This window comes from Microcoleus sp. D3_18a_C4 (assembly GCF_036702415.1).
GTDB lineage: Bacteria > Cyanobacteriota > Cyanobacteriia > Cyanobacteriales > Microcoleaceae > Microcoleus.
Window position 1 is genome coordinate 35014 of sequence record NZ_JAUBTI010000034.1, and the last position, 16012, is coordinate 51025.

The following is a 16012-nucleotide window of genomic DNA, read 5'->3' on the forward strand; positions in this document are numbered from 1 at the left end:
ACACAAAAACTATGCCGGACAAACTCAAGGTTCTTTATCAAGGAAAAATCGTTCCCACACTGATGGATCAGTTTAAATATACTAATATCCATCAGGTTCCCAAACTCGTCAAAGTCACAGTGAACCGCGGTTTGGGAGAAGCATCTCAAAACGCTAAGGCACTGGATTCGTCGATCAACGAAATTGGCATCATCACCGGGCAAAAACCAGTGGTGACGCGGGCGAAAAAAGCGATCGCAGGCTTCAAAATCCGCAAAGGAGTACCCGTCGGCGTAATGGTGACGCTGCGCGGCGATCGGATGTACGATTTTCTCGATCGGCTGATCAACCTCGCACTCCCCCGCATCCGCGACTTCCGCGGCATCAGCCCCAAAAGCTTTGACGGGCGCGGCAATTACAGCTTGGGTCTGAGAGAACAGCTAATTTTTCCAGAAATAGAATATGACCGCATCGATCAAATTCGAGGCATGGACATTTCAATTATCACCACAGCAAACACCGACGAAGAAGGACGCGCCTTGCTTAAAGAAATGGGAATGCCGTTCCGGGACAACTAAGCACTAGAGTAAGAAGCAAAAGATGGCAGCTAACGATACCATAGCAGATATGTTGACGCGCATTCGCAATTCTTGCATGGCGCGCCACCAAACAACGCAAATTCCAGCTACAAAAATGACCCGCAGCATCGCCCAAGTCCTCAAAAGTGAAGGCTTCATCGGCGAATTTGAAGAAGCAGAAGCAGAAGGGGTCAAGCGACATTTAGTGCTTTCTCTAAAGTACAAAGGTAAAACTCGCAAGCCCATTATCACGGCACTTAAGCGAGTCAGCAAACCAGGACTGCGCGTTTACTCGAACCGTAAAGAATTGCCCAGAGTGTTAGGCGGAATTGGCATAGCCATTATTTCTACCTCCAGCGGCATTATGACCGATCGAGAAGCTCGACGCCAAGGTTTGGGCGGTGAAGTGCTTTGTTATGTTTGGTAGTCATTAGTCATTAGTCATTAGTCACTGGTCGTTGGCAACAGACTCAAAAATCAATCACTAAGGACTAATAACTAAGCACTAATAATCAAGGACTAATAACTAAAAACAAAGGACAAAAAACTATGTCGCGAATTGGCAAGCGTCCGATTAGCATCCCCACGAAAGTCACCGTCACCCTAGACGGTCAAAAAGTAGCCGTCAAAGGCCCTAAAGGTGAACTTTCCCGAGTTATTCCAGCCGAAATCCTCATGGGAATTGAAGGCGAGACTTTACTCGTTACCCGCCGAGACGAATCTCGCGTCGCCAGACAACTGCACGGCTTGTGCCGCACCCTAGTCGCCAACATGGTCGAAGGTGTATCTCAAGGTTTTCAGCGGCGTCTCGAAATCATCGGCACAGGTTATCGGGCACAGGTTCAAGGACGGAACCTGATTTTAAACGTCGGTTACAGCAAACCCGTTGAAATGCCCCCTCCAGAAGGCATCACAATGGCAGTTGAAGGCAACACCAACGTCATTGTCTCCGGCATTGACAAAGAACTCGTAGGCAATACAGCAGCCCGCATCCGCGCGGTGCGTCCGCCCGAAGTCTATAAGGGCAAAGGCATTCGCTACAGTGGCGAAGTTGTCCGTCGCAAAGCTGGTAAAACAGGCAAAACAGGTAAGAAGTAACCGTCAGTAACCCAGGTCTAAAGACACGCTCGCTTGTAGGGGCAATTCCCGCAAGCCATACTGACGGGCCTAAGACTTTCGAGGTCTACGTTTTTGGAGTCACGACACCGGGAGAATGCGTAGCTAGTTCCCTGCTCTGTCATTTGCAACTAAACAGTCTTAAGGTCACTGAGATAGTGTTGCAAGTCTAAAAAGCTCTTAAAACATTGGCGAAGCTAACATCACCCCGCAAGGGAGGCTCCGAGGAGCAAATCCGAAGTGTCATTTCTCTCTCAGGTCTAAAGACTCGCTCGTTTCCCATTTACCGAGTATTTATATGAAGCTTACTCGCAAAGAATCAGTCCAGCGCAGACACCGCCGGGTGCGGCGCAAGGTGTTCGGCACCTCCGAACGTCCCAGACTAGCGGTATTTCGCTCAGATCAGCACATCTACGCTCAAGTAATCGACGACACGGCACAGCACACTTTGGCTGCTGCGTCAACCCTCGATCCCGAATTGAAGTCATCTCTCAGTTCTGGTGGCAACTGCTCCGCGAGCGTGCAAGTCGGTCAGTTGATTGCCAAACGCTGTTCCAGCGCTGGCATAGTCAAAGTCGTATTCGATCGGGGAGGCAACCTCTATCACGGTCGTGTTAAAGCCCTCGCAGAAGCAGCTCGCGAAGCGGGGTTAGACTTCTAGAGGGGGTAATGGGTAGCGGGTAATGAGTAATTAAAAAGTAAAAAGTCAAAAGTTGAAAGTTAAAAGGCCAAATCCAGATTTCTTCTATTTTTACTTTTTACTCAAACAATTACCACTTGCCGATCGCCTTTCACCAATTACTAATTCCCACAGGACAAAACTATGGCAGAACAAAAAGAACAGCGCAACAAGAAAAAAAGCAGCAGCAACAACAAAGGGCGCGAAAAAGAATCCGAATGGCAAGAACGGGTTGTTCAGATTCGGCGCGTTACCAAAGTAGTCAAAGGCGGTAAAAAACTCAGCTTCCGCGCCATAGTCATTATCGGCAACGAACGCGGTCAAGTTGGAGTAGGAGTCGGCAAAGCTAGCGACGTAATCGGTGCCGTTAAAAAAGGCGTCGCTGACGGCAAAAAGCACCTAATTGAAGTCCCCCTCACCAAATCTAACTCCATCCCTCACCCCATCAACGGTGACGGTGGCGGAGCTAAAGTCATGATGCGGCCGGCCGCTCCGGGAACCGGGGTAATTGCAGGGGGAGCAGTGCGAACTGTTCTCGAACTAGCAGGAGTCCGCAACATCTTAGCCAAACAGCTAGGTTCTGGAAATCCCTTAAACAACGCCCGAGCCGCAGTCAATGCCCTCTCCACCCTCCGCACCTTGTCCGAAGTTGCTCAAGAGCGCGGAATTCCAGTAGAAAACCTCTACGGTTAGGGCACGCGAGAATGGGAAACTGTAAGTTTTGAGTGTTAAGTGCTTGCGGTGAAAATAAAAAAATCCGCAACTTAAAACTCACGCACTCAAAACTACTGCGTACCCCCTCTCTAAATACCAATTACCAATTACCAATTACTAAAACTATGAGATTGCAAGACGCCCGACCCAAAGCAGGCTCCCAAAAGCGCCCCCGACGCTTGGGCAGAGGTATTTCTGCCGGTCAAGGCGCGAGCTCCGGCAAAGGGATGCGCGGTCAAAAATCTAGAGCCGGTAGCGGCACTAGACCGGGTTTTGAAGGAGGTCAAAATCCTCTCTACCGCCGTCTCCCCAAGTTGAAAAGCTTCCCTCTAGTGAACCGGAAAGAGTACACTACCATTAATGTAAGTAAATTAGCATCGCTGCCAGCAAACACCGAAGTTACTCTCACCTCTTTGATCCAAGCAAAAATTGTCACCACAGACGATGGGCCGCTGAAAATCTTAGGAGATGGTGAACTCAATGTACCTTTGCAAGTGCGCGCCTCGGCTTTTACCGCAGGTGCTCGCACAAAAATTGAAGCCGCAGGCGGAAGTTGCGAATTAGTTGCGTGAAGATTTGAGGTTTGAGAGTATGTCCAAATCTCAAATCCTCTCTTCTTGCTATCAGAAAATGATTTAGTCGAAAATCCCAAATCTAAAATCCCAAATCGTAACTATGGACGTTAGTAGAGAGAAAGCGCCAACTGCACAAGAGACGTTCATGCAGATGGCTCAAGCTGCTGGTTTACGAGGCCGCATCCTCGTAACCATTGGCTTACTGATTTTAGTACGCCTGGGTGTCCACTTGCCAGTCCCCGGCATCGATCGAGTCGCCTTTGCCCAAAACGTCCAAAATAGCCCTTTAATTGGCTTTTTGGATTTGTTCTCAGGAGGCGGCTTGTCAGCTTTGGGGATTTTCGCGCTGGGGATTTTGCCCTACATTAATGCTTCAATTATTGTGCAACTTCTAACTGCGGCTCTGCCAAGCTTAGAAGACTTGCAGAAAAATGAAGGAGAAGCAGGGCGGCGCAAGATTTCTCAAATTACTCGCTACGTTTCTTTGGGCTGGGCAATTCTGCAAAGTATTGGCATTGCGATTTGGGTCAGCCCTTTTGCTCAATCTCCATCGCCTTTATTCATAGCACAAACTGCTTTGGCTCTGACAGCCGGCTCAATGTTTGTGATGTGGATATCGGAGGTGGTGACGGAGCGAGGTATCGGGAACGGAGCGTCGCTGCTGATTTTTATCAATATTGTGTCGGTATTGCCGCGCTCTTTGGGACAAACTTTTGAATTGGCTCAAAGTGGGGACACGCAAGTGGTCGGCCGTGTAGTCGTTCTGCTGCTGGTCTTTTTGGTGACGATTGTCGGGATTGTTTTTGTTCAGGAAGGTACTCGCCGCATTCCGATTATTTCGGCCCGCCGCCAAGTCGGCCGCAAAGTTTATCGGGAGAGCCGGAGTTATCTGCCCCTGCGCTTGAATCAAGGCGGAGTGATGCCGATTATTTTTGCATCTTCGGTGTTGATTGTGCCTTCTTTCCTCGCTCAGTCTCTCAATAACCCGTTTTTGGTTCAAGTTGCTAATGTTTTGAGTCCGAACGGGCCGGCGCCTTGGGCTTACGCGCTGTTTTATCTGACTTTGATTCTGTTCTTCAGCTATTTCTACGCTTCGTTGATTGTCAACCCCGTAGATATGTCTCAGAACTTGAAAAAAATGGGCGCCAGCATTCCTGGAATTCGTCCGGGTCAGAAAACGAGTGATTATGTGGAGAAGGTTTTGAACCGTTTGACTTTCTTGGGAGCTATTTTTCTCGGTCTGGTGGCCATTGTACCAACTGCTGTAGAAAGCGCGATCGGCGTGCAAACTTTTAGAGGTTTTGGCGCAACTTCCCTACTGATTCTAGTAGGTGTGGCGATCGAAACTGCTAAGCAAATTCAAACTTACGTCATCTCCCAACGATATGAAGGAATGGTGAAGTAATCGCAATGCAATTTATTTTCATGGGGCCTCCAGGGGCGGGGAAGGGAACTCAGGCTCAGATATTAGCCGCTCTCTGGAAAATACCCCACATTTCTACGGGCGACATCCTGCGCGCCTGCGTGGTGGCGAAAACTGCCTTGGGTCTAAAGGCGCAAGCTTACATGGACAGGGGTGAGTTGGTTCCCGACCAATTGCTGATGGATATCGTGCAGGAACGCTTGAATGAACCGGACGCTAATGCGGGCTGGATTCTTGACGGCTTTCCCCGCACAGTCGCCCAGGCAACTTTTTTAGACAAACTGCTGGACGAGCGATTCGGTGCCGAGGGGAGTACACCGAACCCGAAATTTGGTCTCAAAGCTGTTAATCTTGACGTGCCTGACGACATTTTGGTGTCTCGCCTGCTCTCGCGGGGCCGGCAGGATGACAATGAGGAGACGATCCGCCGCCGGTTGCAAGTTTATCGCGAGCAAACTGAGCCTTTGATTGATTTTTACAGCGGCCGCCAACAGTTAGTTGCGGTTGATGGCGATCGAGCAATGGAATTAGTCACCGCTCAACTGCAACAATCTCTCTCGATCGACTCTTGAACCCTCTCAATACAGCTTGTTACTCACAAGCTTTTGCTAAGATATGTTAACTAGGAGCTTTTTGTGCTATCAGGTTTTGTGAGGGTTGCTAGAGACCGGATTGAACTCGATACTAATTGCCACAACTTTACTCAAGTAAAGCTAAAACAAGCGGTTGGTTGAGTATTAAAGTCGATCGAGTCGCCCGAATTCTTGCCCCCGTTCCCGTTTGACTCCTACCAGTAAATAGGTTTTGAGGCCAACGCCGGGACACTCCTAGTTAATCAAATGTAGAGTTGAGGTAAATACCAAATTGTCTAAGCAAGATTTAATTGAAATGGAAGGGACAGTGACGGAATCCCTGCCCAATGCGATGTTTCGCGTTGACCTAGATAATGGGTTTAACGTGCTGGCTCACATTTCCGGCAAGATCCGCCGCAACTACATCAAAATTCTGCCTGGCGATCGCGTCAAAGTCGAATTGACTCCCTACGACTTGACCAAAGGCAGGATTACTTATCGCCTTCGGAAAAAATAGGCTTAGATAAAACTTTCTAAAAACTAATTCTAAGTTTAATTAGAGAGAATTTGGTAAAAAGCTTCAAATTTATGCTATAATGCTACGTTTGTAGTGTTGCCGAGAAGGGCGTCAACAACCCACCGGTGTACCGGGTTAAGTCATTGCTACGCCGTAAAAGTATCGCTCGCCAACATTTTTGTTTTGTGCAGGCGAACTTTACCCCAGCAATGGGAGTGGGTGCAAGCGGGCTCCTTCATGAAACAACCCGCACTTTATACAATTTAATCGAGGAGAGGTCTACACCTTGCCCAGCCTCTCCTCCCACCGCTCTACGGGCAGTCCCAGCGTGCCTGTTCTCCGCTAGAGCGGGGTTCTCCAGGCAGGAAGAAAGATGAAAGTTCGAGCATCTGTCAAAAAAATTTGTGAAAAATGTCGCGTCATCCGCCGTCGCGGTCGAGTGATGGTGATATGCACTAACCCGAAACACAAACAGCGCCAAGGTTAGAAAAAAGCAAGATTGGGCAATGCACGCAGGTGCATCCTAATTGAACATTGTAGCCAAACAGGAAAACTAGGGAGACAAAAGTGTGGCACGGATTGCCGGGGTAGACCTTCCACGCGATAAGCGCGTCGAAATAGGTCTGACATACATTTACGGAATAGGCTTGTCGCGGGCCCAAAAAATTATCGCTGCAACAGGCGTAAATCCTGACACTCGCGTCAAGGATTTAACAGAGGCCGACGTGACAGCTCTGCGGGCTCATGTAGAAACCACATACCAAATCGAAGGAGACCTCCGGCGCTGGGAGTCAATGAACATCAAGCGCCTGATGGACATCGGAACTTATCGCGGTCGGCGTCACCGTTTGGGTCTGCCGGTGCGGGGACAACGAACCCGTACCAACGCCAGAACCCGTCGTGGCGTCCGCCGAACAGTTGCGGGCAAGAAAAAGGCTCCTTCCAAGAAGTAACATCTTTTTGGGAAAAATACGCTGGGGGCTGCTGGCTCCTAGCGCTTCGGGACATTAGTTGAGAGAAACGTTAAAGAGACTAATATGGCGCGACCACAAACAGGCAAGAAATCTGGTGCAAAAAAGCAGAAACGGAATGTACCCAATGGGGTAGGCTACATCCAGTCTACCTTTAACAACACGATTGTAACTATTACCGACCTCAACGGCGAAGTAATATCCTGGGCATCCGCAGGTTCCAGCGGTTTTAAAGGAGCTAAAAAGGGCACTCCCTTTGCAGCTCAAACAGCAGCAGAAAGTGCTGCCCGCAGAGCCAACGACCAAGGAATGCGCCAAATAGAAGTAATGGTGAGCGGACCCGGAGCAGGTCGAGAAACGGCTATTCGGGCGCTGCAAGGGGCGGGACTGGAAATCACCCTGATTAGAGATGTTACCCCAATTCCTCACAACGGCTGTCGCCCTCCCAAGCGGCGTAGAGTCTAAAACGATTTGAGATTTTAGATTTTAGATTTTGGATAATGGCTAACTGCTTAAAGTCAAAAACTAATGGTTCTAACTGTTGCCCCGTCCATCCAAAATCCGAAATCCATTCAGGGGTATGCTCTGCAATCTAAAATCCAAAATCAAAAATCCACAGTGGAAAAGGGAGGTCACTCCGTGGCGCAGTTTCAAATTGAATGTATAGAGTCTAACACTGACAAAGACCGGAGTCAGTACGGAAAATTCGTCCTGGAACCGCTCGATCGCGGTCAGGGAACAACTGTTGGGAATGCGCTTCGGCGAGTTCTGCTGTCAAATTTGGAAGGAACAGCAGTAACTTCAGTCCGAATCGCGGGCGTCAATCACGAGTTTGCCACGATCGAAGGGGTACGTGAGGATGTTCTAGAAATTCTCCTGAACATGAAAGAGGTCGTCCTCAAAACTCATTCTCAGCAGCCGCAAATCGGCAGGTTGCGGATTGAGGGGCCTGTCACAGTAACGGCCGATCGATTCGATTTGCCCTCAGAGGTGGAATTGATCGATCGATCCCAGTACATTGCAACTCTCTCCCCCGGCTCAGTTCTGGAAATGGAATTCAGAATTGAAAAAGGCATCGGATACCGAGCAGTAGACCGCAGTCGAGATGATGGGTCGGCTTTGGATTTTCTCCAAATTGACGCCATCTTTATGCCGATTCGCAGAGTCAACTACAGCGTTGAAGATGCTCGCGTAGGCGGGACGGTCGAGAAAGACCGGCTGATTATGGAAATCTGGACTGATGGCAGCGTGACTCCTCAAGAAGCTTTGAGTCAATCTGCCCACATCCTGGTAGATTTATTTGCACCTCTCAAAGACATCACCCAAGATTCTCTCAAACCAGAGTATCCAGGTGAAGCCGATCCTACTAGCCAAATTCCGATCGAAGAATTGCAGTTGTCCGTCCGGGCTTACAACTGTCTCAAGCGGGCTCAGATCAACTCAGTTGCAGACTTATTGGATTATACCCAAGAAGACTTGCTCGAAATCAAGAATTTCGGGCAGAAGTCCGCAGAAGAAGTGATTGAAGCTTTACAAAAACGCTTGGGCATTACCTTGCCACAGGAAAAATCAGCTAAAAGTTAATCAACGGGTAACGGGTAAAAAAGTTCTGAATTTTAAGTAGGTGAGTTTTTAAGTTAAAGAATTCACCCCTCAAAACTCGCGGACTATCCCGGCGCCCAATTACCAATTACCAATTACCAACTGCCATGCGTCACCGCTGTCGCGTTCCCCAACTCAACAAACCGGCTGACCAGCGCCGCGCCCTGCTGCGCTCGCTGACCACCGAATTAATCCGCCACGGTAAAATTACTACCACTCTCGCCCGCGCCAAAGCGCTGCGCCCAGAGGCGGACAGAATGATTACCCTGGCAAAAGATGGCTCATTGGCCGCTCGCCGGCAAGCTATGGGCTTTATCTACGACAAACAGTTAGTACACGCTTTGTTTGAAGCAGCCCAAGAACGGTACGGCTCGCGCAACGGGGGCTACACCCGCGTAGTGCGAACAGTCCCCCGCCAAGGAGACAATTCCGAAATGGCGATCGTTGAACTGGTTTAATTCAATTTTGGGTTGGAGATTTGTGATTTATGACTGACAATCCAAAATCCCCAATCGAAAATCCCCAATCGATACAGCGCGTTGCTCTGGTGATCCAATACCTCGGCACTAACTTTCACGGTTGGCAGCGACAGCCGAACCAGCGTACAGTACAAGAAGAAATTGAAACAGCAATATCGACTGTTCTGGAACGCCCGGTAACGCTGCACGCTGCCGGGAGAACTGATGCGGGAGTTCACGCCGCTGCTCAAGTAGCCCATTTTGACGCCCACGGCCCAATTCCGGCTCACCGCTGGGCAAGCGTTCTCAACTCTCGACTGGCAAAAGATATTTTAATTCGAGCTTCGGCAAAGGTGGAACCTACCTGGCACGCTCGGTTCTCAGCCAGTTGGCGGCGCTATCGCTACACCCTTTATACAGATCCGACCCCTAATTTGTTTGTGCGTCCTTTTGCTTGGCACTGCTATCACGCCCCTGTGGATGAATCTTTGATTCAGACAGCTTTGACACCGCTAATCGGGCGGCATCATCTGGCAGCTTTCCACCGCGCGGGATCAGCCCGCCCCCATTCCTGGGTGGACGTGCAAGCGGCCGAGTGTCAGCGTTCTGGGCCTCTTATCTATATAGAGGTTCAGGCAAGCGGGTTTCTGTACGGGATGATGCGGCTGCTGGTGGGGTTGCTGGTGCAGGTGGGTCGCGGGGAAAGGCCGATCGACAATTTCACAGATATCTGGGTCAACGAACGCCGAGAAATGGTAAAATATGCCGCTCCCGCTCAAGGTTTGTGCCTGCTGCGGGTTGGCTATTCAGAATTTCCCTTTCCCCCAGATGTCTGGTACGACACTCAGCCAAAATTAGTCATTAGTCATTAGTCATTAGTCATTAGTCATTAGTCATTAGGTAACTACTAATAAAAAACTAAGGACAACTAACAATTAAAAACTGACAACTGACAACTGACAACTGACAACTAACAACAGTTAACAGTTAATAGACAACTAACAACAAACAATGAACAAAACTTACGTCCCTACTCAAGACTCCCTAGAGCACAAGTGGTACGTGGTCGATGCCGCCGACCAGCGGCTGGGCCGTCTGGCAACTGAAGTTGCCATGTACCTCCGGGGGAAACACAAACCGACTTACACTCCTTCTATGGATACCGGCGACTTCGTAATTGTCATCAATGCGGACAAAATCGCTGTTACTGGCAAAAAACGCACCCAGAAAATCTACCGCCGCCATTCTGGAAGACCGGGCGGGATGAAAACAGAAACTTTTGCCAAATTGCAAGCACGTTTGCCCGAAAGAATTGTCGAAGAAGCTATACGAGGAATGCTGCCTCACACTTCTCTGGGCAGACAACTGTTTACTAAACTGAAGGTGTACGCTGGCCCCAACCACCCGCACCAAGCTCAAAAACCAGAAGAATTAATTGTTCACACGATTCCGGGAGGAAATGAGTAATGCAAGCAACAGATACATCCGGTCGCGCTGTGTACTGGGGTACCGGCCGCCGCAAGCGTTCCGTAGCGCGGGTGCGCTTGGTTCCCGGCACTGGCATACTGACTGTCAATGGTAAAGAGGGGGATTTGTACCTGCAATTCAACCCTACTTATTTGGCTCTCGCTAAGGCCCCTCTGGAAACTTTGGGTCTGGAAAATGAGTACGACATTTTGGTAAAAGTCGAAGGCGGTGGCTTGACAGGTCAGGCTGACTCGATTCGCTTGGGTGTCGCTAGAGCACTTTGTCAATTAGACCCGGACAACCGCAAGCCTCTGAAGACTGAGGGCTATTTGACTCGCGACCCGCGGGCCAAAGAACGGAAAAAGTACGGTTTGCGGAAAGCTCGCAAAGCTCCTCAATACTCGAAGCGGTAATCCAGGGAAGAAGGAAGAAGGAACCAGGAAAAGGCAAAAATTATCTATCCAGATTTTATCTGCCTTTTTTTGAAGTTTATTTCCGATTCCTGATTCCTGGTTCCAACAGATATAAGGCAAAATTCGTGCTGTTGTTGGTGTACAAGTCCTGCGGCAGCTAAAATGGTTGTAAAGTCAAAAATTAGAGAGTAAAAAACAATGGCAAAAGAAGGCATTCACCCTGAGTGGTATCCCGAATCTCAGGTTTATTGCAACGGCGAACTTGTGATGACTGTGGGTTCAACAAGACCAAAGCTTCAAGTTGATGTCTGGTCGGGAAATCATCCTTTCTATACTGGCACTCAGAAGATTATTGATACTGAAGGTCGTGTGGAGCGCTTTATGCGGAAATACGGCATGACCGAGGTAGAAATGCCGAAGGCAGATGCTTCCTCTGGACCGCTGAAAATGGAAGATCCGAAAGCAGATGCTGCTAAGGCTGCTGGTAAAGGCAAAAAGAAGAAGTAGCCGGATTGTCATTTGTCCGCAGTTTGTTGAGAGTAGTTCTTTCTACTGGCAACTTACCGCCCTCGGATTTTAGATTTTAGATTGAAGACTTCGCTAGGCAGGCAGTTGAGTTCGATCGCGTAGAGCTCGATCGACATTCTATCCTAACTGCTCTTGAGTTCTAAAATCTAAAATCTAAAATCTAAAATCTAAAATCGATCCGCCCTCGGATTGGAGAGTTTAGATTGAAGACTTGCTAAGCAGGCAGTAGATTTCGATCAAGTAGAGTTCGATCGAGATTCTATCCCAACTGTTCTTCAAATCTAAAATCTAAAATCTAAAATCTAAAATCTAAAATCGATTGACAAAGGACAACTGACAATGGCTGAATCTTATTTGCTGGATAAATTGAAGTCGGTAGAGCAAACTTTTAATGAGTTGACTCGCCGCATGGCTGACCCGGATGTGGCTAGGGACAATCAAGAGTTTCAACGGGTAGCGAAAGCTCGATCGTCCTTGGAGGAAGTGGTCGATACTTTTGCTCTGTGGAAAACCACTCAGGAAGATTTGGTGGGCGCGCGACAGGTTCTCAAGGAAGCTGCGGGCGATCGAGAAATGCAGCAAATGGCTGCGCTGGAAGTTGAGGAACTTGAGGCGAAGCTGGAGAATTTGGAAAGTCGTTTGAAGGTTTTGCTGCTCCCCCGCGACCCGAACGATGACAAGAATATTATGCTGGAAATTCGGGCGGGTACTGGGGGAGATGAGGCTAGTATTTGGGCGGGAGATTTGCTGCGGCTGTATTCGCGCTACGCTCAAACTCAAGGCTGGGTGGTGAAGTTGGTGAGCGAGTCGCTGGCGGAAATGGGCGGCTTTAAAGAGGTGATTCTGGAAATTACAGGCGACAGCGTTTACAGCAAGCTGAAGTTTGAGGCTGGGGTACACCGGGTGCAGCGAGTGCCTGTGACTGAGGCTGGCGGCAGGGTGCATACTTCGACGGCGACGGTGGCTGTGATGCCGGAGGTTGATGATGTGGAGATTCACATCGATCCGAAGGATATTGAGATGAGTACGGCTCGATCGGGCGGCGCTGGCGGTCAAAACGTGAACAAGGTGGAAACTGCTGCGGATTTGTTTCACAAGCCGACGGGAATTCGGATTTTCTGTACTGAGGAGCGCAGTCAGTTGCAGAATAAGGAGCGGGCGATGCAGATTTTGCGGGCTAAGCTCTATGAGATGAAGTTGCGGGAGCAGCAGGATGAGGTGAAGTCGCGGCGTTTGGCTCAGGTTGGTACTGGTTCGCGATCGGAGAAGATTCGCACCTACAACTATAAGGACAATCGGGCTACTGACCACCGTTTGGGGGAAAATTTCTCGCTCAATAGTGTTTTGGAAGGGGATATTGAGGGGATTATTCAAACTTGCATTTCTCAGGATCAGCAGGAACGTTTGGCTGAGTTGGCTGCTTCTACTAATTGATGGAGTGATGGGGGACTAGGCGCATTGTTTGCTCAGCCTCAGTTCCCTTGTTACGCGGGAGATATGGTTGAGTAGGGCTTCCCAAATTGCATCGGCGATCGCCACTGGATATTTGAAATGTTCGAGGTCGTATTGTACAATGACTTCTAGGGGTGCTAGGATTTGCTGGTTTCGACAACTGGCAATTGCTGCGATCGCCTCTTGTTGCCATCTGGCAAATAGTCTGTAGCTGAAAAAGGAACTGCATTTTTGTCCTTTCTTGTTCAGGTAAACGACTATTACTTGATGTTGTTTGGGGTACACTTTGACTATGCGGTTGACGGGCATTTTCAGGGCTTCGGCAGCTTCCGTTTTGGAGATTTGCCAGCGCTGGGGTTTTAGCCAACCGGAGGCTGTGAGGCTTTGACGGGTGTTGCTGGGCTTGTGAGTTTTTAGATTGCGTCTCTTGGTCATTTTTACTTTCCCTGATGTCTGTCTTCGGTTTTAAAGTTTGATCGGGCTGTCCCCTTATGTTGGGTTCCTCGCTCAGAACCATTTGTTTAGCGACTCGTTGGGTCTATCAAAACTTAAGTTGTAATTATTAGTTTACTTGCAATCCTTTCCTGTGTCAAGTGTAATTATGAATTGCAAGTGGAAAATTTAGGAGTTGGGAAGTAAACTGAGTTATGTGGGATTAAGTAGTGACGGCAGTTGTGAACGCAGAAGCTAAGAAAAAATTGATCGAGATTGTCAAACTAGCTCGCGGTTCGATGAGTCAGCGGGCATTCGGCAAGCTTCTGGGCGTCTCTGCGACTGCGGTTCAGTTGTGGGAAAAAGGTCAGAGCATCCCAGATACAGAAAATTTGGCTCAGATTGCTGTGAGGGCGGGGTTTACACTTGAAGAGCTGCTCGCTCATCTGGAAGGCAAACCCATGCGTGAACCGGTAGATACTAACGATCTGCTGAAAAAAATTCAATGTATACCAATTAGTGAGTTAGCCGTGGTTGGTAGAGCCGTGATGGATAGACTCGCGGCGGCGGCTGAGTCGTCTGGGAAATATAGTTGATGTATCACTTCGTAAGTAGACTGGTAGATACGGTTGAGTAACCTTCGAGTCGTGAACATCCAAAATAGACAAAAACTTAGTGAAATTATCAAAACAGCTCGCGGGACAATGAGTCAGCGAGCCTTTGGCAAGCTTTTGGGCGTTTCTGCTACTGCTGTTCAGCTTTGGGAAAGAGGCGATACGGTTCCAGAGACGGAAAACTTGGGTAAGCTCGCAGCGAGAGCTGGTTATTCGCTGGAAGAACTTCTGAGATTTTTGGATGGGAAGCCAGTGTCAGATCCGTTAGATATTCAAGATATTGTCAAAAAAATTCAGTTTTTGCCTCTGAGTCAGGTGGCGCTAATTGGTAAAGCTGTCGCGGAGAGATTCGCTGCGTCGGCTGAGGCTGCTGGGGAATGAGTATTAGGCAGATTTATCTGTAAACTAGGAATTGTGGTTATCTGGTGACTAATACTGTGGACGCAGAAGCTAAGAAAAAACTGAGCGAAGTTGTGAAGCTAGCCCGTGGCGACCTGAGTTTTAGCGCTTTTGGTAGGCTATTGGGCGTCTCTGGGGCTGCTGTTCAGTATTGGGAAAAGGGTCAGGTGCTCCCGGATACGAAAAATTTGACTCAGATTGCGGCAAGAGCGGGCTTTACGATGGAAGAGTTAATGGCTCATCTCGAAGGCAAGCCAATGCCAGAACCTGTCAATACCAACGACTTGCTTAAAAAAATTCAATGTATGCCGATCGCAGATTTGGCGGTAATTGTCCGAGCGGGCGTGGAGCGGCTGGCTAATGCTGCTGAGTCTTCAGGGAAATATAGCTGAGCGGTATTTGTCCGATCGCCCTTAAAAATTTCCACCACTCGTGCATATCACAAATCGAGTAATTTGTCAAGGCAAAATCTACTTTGTTACGGAGTGCGATCGCCCTTATGCACTTACGCACTCCAAGCAAAGAAACCGGGTTTTTTACCGAATCTGCGGGATACAACGCGTCTTATCGTAAAAAACCCGGTTTCTGGGCCCCTATGCGATCGCCCTTATGAAAAAACCACTCGCCCTATCCCTGACTCAATATGTCTAAAAACTCTTGGACAATGCGATCTGGTTCTTCGCAGCATCTTTGGGCGTCACAATAGTGGATGATACTGATACCAGCAGATACAAACTGCCGAAAAGAAATCGATCCAACAGAATGGCATTAACCTACGGCAAATTCTGTAAATTGGCGCATATAGGGTGCATGGAACCCCAGAACAATATCATCTTTAGCAATACCTAATTCCATTAAATCCAGGGTGATATCGTCTGCCGTTGTGTTGAGTTGTAGCCAGATTTTTTCATCTTTAATATCGAGATGTAAAATCGGGCCGTAGACACGCTTACTTTTGTACCAGCCGACATACACTAATTGGTAATGGTCGCGCTGTGGATCGAACAGAATTTGGAGTTCTAACTCTGAATTGCTAGAAGTTCCAGAACGCATCTGAGCATAGTTGAGTAAGGCTTGTTGTACGGCATTGCGATAACTATCTAGGTTAGCCATTCTCTGATTTCCTCCGTGGTAGGATCGTAGACGATGAGACGGGTTTGACTCCTTTGAATGACGGATTGAATGAAGGGAACAACAAAAAAGTCGTCATAAATGCTGACAGGAACGGCAAGGTAAAGTTTTCGATCGGGATCGGTATCTTCGAGTGCGTAGCGATAGTTAAGACACTGACCCAAGGCCGTATGAAATTCCGAAAGTGTAGAGGCTCCAAGAAAGCTTTTGACCTCAACTGCGATTTTTTGACCCTTGCGCTCGGCAATGAGTAACTTCTCTGCTCCAAAGTCAATGTAGAGGTTGCTGAGGCGCTCGATCGGGATTGTAAGTGGATCATCGGTAATTGTCCAGCCATCTTTTTGGAGGGCGACTTTTACGGCTTCATGAAATCGCTCTTTGGCAGGCATAGC

General features: G+C 48.6%; 25 protein-coding genes. 22 read left to right on the forward strand and 3 right to left on the reverse strand.

Translation table 11 applies throughout. The annotated features are described in order from the left end of the window. Nucleotides 1–11 precede the first annotated feature (11 nt). The 19 genes from rplE (at nucleotide 12) to prfA (ending at nucleotide 13026) form a co-directional block, all read left to right on the forward strand. Nucleotides 12–557, forward strand: coding sequence for a 50S ribosomal protein L5 (gene rplE, locus QUB16_RS16815; RefSeq protein WP_006634989.1), 546 nt, complete (start codon nucleotides 12–14; stop codon nucleotides 555–557). Nucleotides 558–579: 22 nt separating this feature from the next. Then, the gene (gene rpsH, locus QUB16_RS16820) at nucleotides 580–984 is read left to right on the forward strand and encodes a 30S ribosomal protein S8 (RefSeq protein WP_190657976.1); all 405 of its coding nucleotides are present in this window, start codon (nucleotides 580–582) and stop codon (nucleotides 982–984) included. Between the two features lie 122 nt (nucleotides 985–1106). Continuing rightward, nucleotides 1107–1655, forward strand: coding sequence for a 50S ribosomal protein L6 (gene rplF, locus QUB16_RS16825; protein WP_333039622.1), 549 nt, complete (start codon nucleotides 1107–1109; stop codon nucleotides 1653–1655). Between the two features lie 316 nt (nucleotides 1656–1971). Beyond that, a complete protein-coding gene (rplR, locus tag QUB16_RS16830) occupies nucleotides 1972–2334 on the forward strand; it encodes a 50S ribosomal protein L18 (protein ID WP_333317744.1) in 363 nt (120 codons plus the stop codon). 162 nt (nucleotides 2335–2496) lie between these two features. Further along, complete coding sequence (rpsE, locus tag QUB16_RS16835) at nucleotides 2497–3045, forward strand: 30S ribosomal protein S5 (protein WP_190745441.1); 549 nt, start codon at nucleotides 2497–2499, stop codon at nucleotides 3043–3045. Nucleotides 3046–3191: 146 nt separating this feature from the next. Further along, nucleotides 3192–3638, forward strand: coding sequence for a 50S ribosomal protein L15 (rplO, locus tag QUB16_RS16840; protein WP_006634984.1), 447 nt, complete (start codon nucleotides 3192–3194; stop codon nucleotides 3636–3638). Between the two features lie 103 nt (nucleotides 3639–3741). Beyond that, entirely contained in the window at nucleotides 3742–5046 is a 1305-nt protein-coding gene (gene secY, locus QUB16_RS16845; RefSeq protein ID WP_333281692.1) for a preprotein translocase subunit SecY, read from the forward strand. A 5-nt stretch (nucleotides 5047–5051) separates the two neighbouring features. Continuing rightward, nucleotides 5052–5636 (forward strand): adenylate kinase, encoded by a 585-nt coding sequence (locus tag QUB16_RS16850; RefSeq protein ID WP_333317746.1) that lies wholly within the window; start codon nucleotides 5052–5054, stop codon nucleotides 5634–5636. A gap of 292 nt (nucleotides 5637–5928) precedes the next feature. Beyond that, the gene (gene infA / locus QUB16_RS16855) at nucleotides 5929–6153 is read left to right on the forward strand and encodes a translation initiation factor IF-1 (RefSeq protein WP_006276978.1); all 225 of its coding nucleotides are present in this window, start codon (nucleotides 5929–5931) and stop codon (nucleotides 6151–6153) included. 373 nt (nucleotides 6154–6526) lie between these two features. Beyond that, complete coding sequence (gene rpmJ / locus QUB16_RS16860) at nucleotides 6527–6640, forward strand: 50S ribosomal protein L36 (protein ID WP_015178722.1); 114 nt, start codon at nucleotides 6527–6529, stop codon at nucleotides 6638–6640. 82 nt (nucleotides 6641–6722) lie between these two features. Further along, nucleotides 6723–7106 carry a 30S ribosomal protein S13 gene (gene rpsM, locus QUB16_RS16865; protein WP_006634981.1) on the forward strand — a complete coding sequence of 128 codons (384 nt, stop codon included), beginning with the start codon at nucleotides 6723–6725 and terminating at the stop codon, nucleotides 7104–7106. Between the two features lie 84 nt (nucleotides 7107–7190). Then, nucleotides 7191–7589, forward strand: coding sequence for a 30S ribosomal protein S11 (rpsK, locus tag QUB16_RS16870; RefSeq protein WP_332978136.1), 399 nt, complete (start codon nucleotides 7191–7193; stop codon nucleotides 7587–7589). A gap of 174 nt (nucleotides 7590–7763) precedes the next feature. After that, nucleotides 7764–8708 carry a DNA-directed RNA polymerase subunit alpha gene (locus tag QUB16_RS16875; protein WP_332958426.1) on the forward strand — a complete coding sequence of 315 codons (945 nt, stop codon included), beginning with the start codon at nucleotides 7764–7766 and terminating at the stop codon, nucleotides 8706–8708. 125 nt (nucleotides 8709–8833) lie between these two features. Continuing rightward, nucleotides 8834–9184: a 50S ribosomal protein L17 gene (gene rplQ, locus QUB16_RS16880; protein WP_190657966.1), complete on the forward strand. Its 351-nt coding sequence runs from the start codon at nucleotides 8834–8836 to the stop codon at nucleotides 9182–9184. A gap of 29 nt (nucleotides 9185–9213) precedes the next feature. After that, nucleotides 9214–10056: a tRNA pseudouridine(38-40) synthase TruA gene (gene truA / locus QUB16_RS16885; RefSeq protein ID WP_190745434.1), complete on the forward strand. Its 843-nt coding sequence runs from the start codon at nucleotides 9214–9216 to the stop codon at nucleotides 10054–10056. A gap of 139 nt (nucleotides 10057–10195) precedes the next feature. Beyond that, the gene (gene rplM, locus QUB16_RS16890) at nucleotides 10196–10651 is read left to right on the forward strand and encodes a 50S ribosomal protein L13 (protein ID WP_015178725.1); all 456 of its coding nucleotides are present in this window, start codon (nucleotides 10196–10198) and stop codon (nucleotides 10649–10651) included. After that, a complete protein-coding gene (rpsI, locus tag QUB16_RS16895; protein ID WP_006634975.1) occupies nucleotides 10651–11064 on the forward strand; it encodes a 30S ribosomal protein S9 in 414 nt (137 codons plus the stop codon). Before rplM ends, rpsI begins: the two co-directional genes overlap by 1 nt. Before the next feature lie 198 nt (nucleotides 11065–11262). Next, on the forward strand, nucleotides 11263–11571 hold the full coding sequence (rpmE, locus tag QUB16_RS16900; protein ID WP_333057796.1) for a 50S ribosomal protein L31: 309 nt from the start codon (nucleotides 11263–11265) through the stop codon (nucleotides 11569–11571). A 360-nt stretch (nucleotides 11572–11931) separates the two neighbouring features. Next, a complete protein-coding gene (prfA, locus tag QUB16_RS16905) occupies nucleotides 11932–13026 on the forward strand; it encodes a peptide chain release factor 1 (RefSeq protein ID WP_333317748.1) in 1095 nt (364 codons plus the stop codon). Nucleotides 13027–13041: 15 nt separating this feature from the next. Here prfA and QUB16_RS16910 read toward each other — a convergent pair whose 3' ends face one another. Beyond that, complete coding sequence (locus tag QUB16_RS16910; protein WP_333317750.1) at nucleotides 13042–13479, reverse strand: hypothetical protein; 438 nt, start codon at nucleotides 13477–13479, stop codon at nucleotides 13042–13044. A gap of 227 nt (nucleotides 13480–13706) precedes the next feature. On the opposite strand from QUB16_RS16910, the gene QUB16_RS16915 reads away from it, so the two are divergent. The 3 genes from QUB16_RS16915 to QUB16_RS16925 all read left to right on the forward strand — a co-directional run bounded on the left by QUB16_RS16915 (nucleotide 13707) and on the right by QUB16_RS16925 (nucleotide 14881). Continuing rightward, a complete protein-coding gene (locus QUB16_RS16915; RefSeq protein WP_006634971.1) occupies nucleotides 13707–14072 on the forward strand; it encodes a helix-turn-helix domain-containing protein in 366 nt (121 codons plus the stop codon). 108 nt (nucleotides 14073–14180) lie between these two features. Then, the gene (locus QUB16_RS16920; protein WP_333101795.1) at nucleotides 14181–14471 is read left to right on the forward strand and encodes a helix-turn-helix transcriptional regulator; all 291 of its coding nucleotides are present in this window, start codon (nucleotides 14181–14183) and stop codon (nucleotides 14469–14471) included. Nucleotides 14472–14515: 44 nt separating this feature from the next. Beyond that, nucleotides 14516–14881 carry a helix-turn-helix transcriptional regulator gene (locus QUB16_RS16925; protein ID WP_333101794.1) on the forward strand — a complete coding sequence of 122 codons (366 nt, stop codon included), beginning with the start codon at nucleotides 14516–14518 and terminating at the stop codon, nucleotides 14879–14881. Between the two features lie 376 nt (nucleotides 14882–15257). On the opposite strand, the gene QUB16_RS16930 is transcribed toward QUB16_RS16925, so the two are convergent. Together QUB16_RS16930 and QUB16_RS16935 are read right to left on the reverse strand one after the other, a co-directional pair. Further along, nucleotides 15258–15602 carry a XisI protein gene (locus QUB16_RS16930; RefSeq protein WP_333317752.1) on the reverse strand — a complete coding sequence of 115 codons (345 nt, stop codon included), beginning with the start codon at nucleotides 15600–15602 and terminating at the stop codon, nucleotides 15258–15260. Continuing rightward, on the reverse strand, nucleotides 15590–16009 hold the full coding sequence (locus QUB16_RS16935; protein ID WP_333317754.1) for a XisH family protein: 420 nt from the start codon (nucleotides 16007–16009) through the stop codon (nucleotides 15590–15592). Before QUB16_RS16935 ends, QUB16_RS16930 begins: the two co-directional genes overlap by 13 nt. Nucleotides 16010–16012 lie beyond the last annotated feature (3 nt).

Coding starts and splice junctions, on each gene's coding strand:
- rplE (WP_006634989.1), top strand. CDS start 12: ATGCCGGACAAACTCAAGGTTCTTTATCAAGGAAAAATCGTTCCCACA.
- rpsH (WP_190657976.1), top strand. CDS start 580: ATGGCAGCTAACGATACCATAGCAGATATGTTGACGCGCATTCGCAAT.
- rplF (WP_333039622.1), top strand. CDS start 1,107: ATGTCGCGAATTGGCAAGCGTCCGATTAGCATCCCCACGAAAGTCACC.
- rplR (WP_333317744.1), top strand. CDS start 1,972: ATGAAGCTTACTCGCAAAGAATCAGTCCAGCGCAGACACCGCCGGGTG.
- rpsE (WP_190745441.1), top strand. CDS start 2,497: ATGGCAGAACAAAAAGAACAGCGCAACAAGAAAAAAAGCAGCAGCAAC.
- rplO (WP_006634984.1), top strand. CDS start 3,192: ATGAGATTGCAAGACGCCCGACCCAAAGCAGGCTCCCAAAAGCGCCCC.
- secY (WP_333281692.1), top strand. CDS start 3,742: ATGGACGTTAGTAGAGAGAAAGCGCCAACTGCACAAGAGACGTTCATG.
- QUB16_RS16850 (WP_333317746.1), top strand. CDS start 5,052: ATGCAATTTATTTTCATGGGGCCTCCAGGGGCGGGGAAGGGAACTCAG.
- rpmJ (WP_015178722.1), top strand. CDS start 6,527: ATGAAAGTTCGAGCATCTGTCAAAAAAATTTGTGAAAAATGTCGCGTC.
- rpsK (WP_332978136.1), top strand. CDS start 7,191: ATGGCGCGACCACAAACAGGCAAGAAATCTGGTGCAAAAAAGCAGAAA.
- rplQ (WP_190657966.1), top strand. CDS start 8,834: ATGCGTCACCGCTGTCGCGTTCCCCAACTCAACAAACCGGCTGACCAG.
- truA (WP_190745434.1), top strand. CDS start 9,214: ATGACTGACAATCCAAAATCCCCAATCGAAAATCCCCAATCGATACAG.
- rplM (WP_015178725.1), top strand. CDS start 10,196: ATGAACAAAACTTACGTCCCTACTCAAGACTCCCTAGAGCACAAGTGG.
- rpsI (WP_006634975.1), top strand. CDS start 10,651: ATGCAAGCAACAGATACATCCGGTCGCGCTGTGTACTGGGGTACCGGC.
- rpmE (WP_333057796.1), top strand. CDS start 11,263: ATGGCAAAAGAAGGCATTCACCCTGAGTGGTATCCCGAATCTCAGGTT.
- prfA (WP_333317748.1), top strand. CDS start 11,932: ATGGCTGAATCTTATTTGCTGGATAAATTGAAGTCGGTAGAGCAAACT.
- QUB16_RS16910 (WP_333317750.1), bottom strand. CDS start 13,479: ATGACCAAGAGACGCAATCTAAAAACTCACAAGCCCAGCAACACCCGT.
- QUB16_RS16920 (WP_333101795.1), top strand. CDS start 14,181: ATGAGTCAGCGAGCCTTTGGCAAGCTTTTGGGCGTTTCTGCTACTGCT.
- QUB16_RS16930 (WP_333317752.1), bottom strand. CDS start 15,602: ATGGCTAACCTAGATAGTTATCGCAATGCCGTACAACAAGCCTTACTC.
- QUB16_RS16935 (WP_333317754.1), bottom strand. CDS start 16,009: ATGCCTGCCAAAGAGCGATTTCATGAAGCCGTAAAAGTCGCCCTCCAA.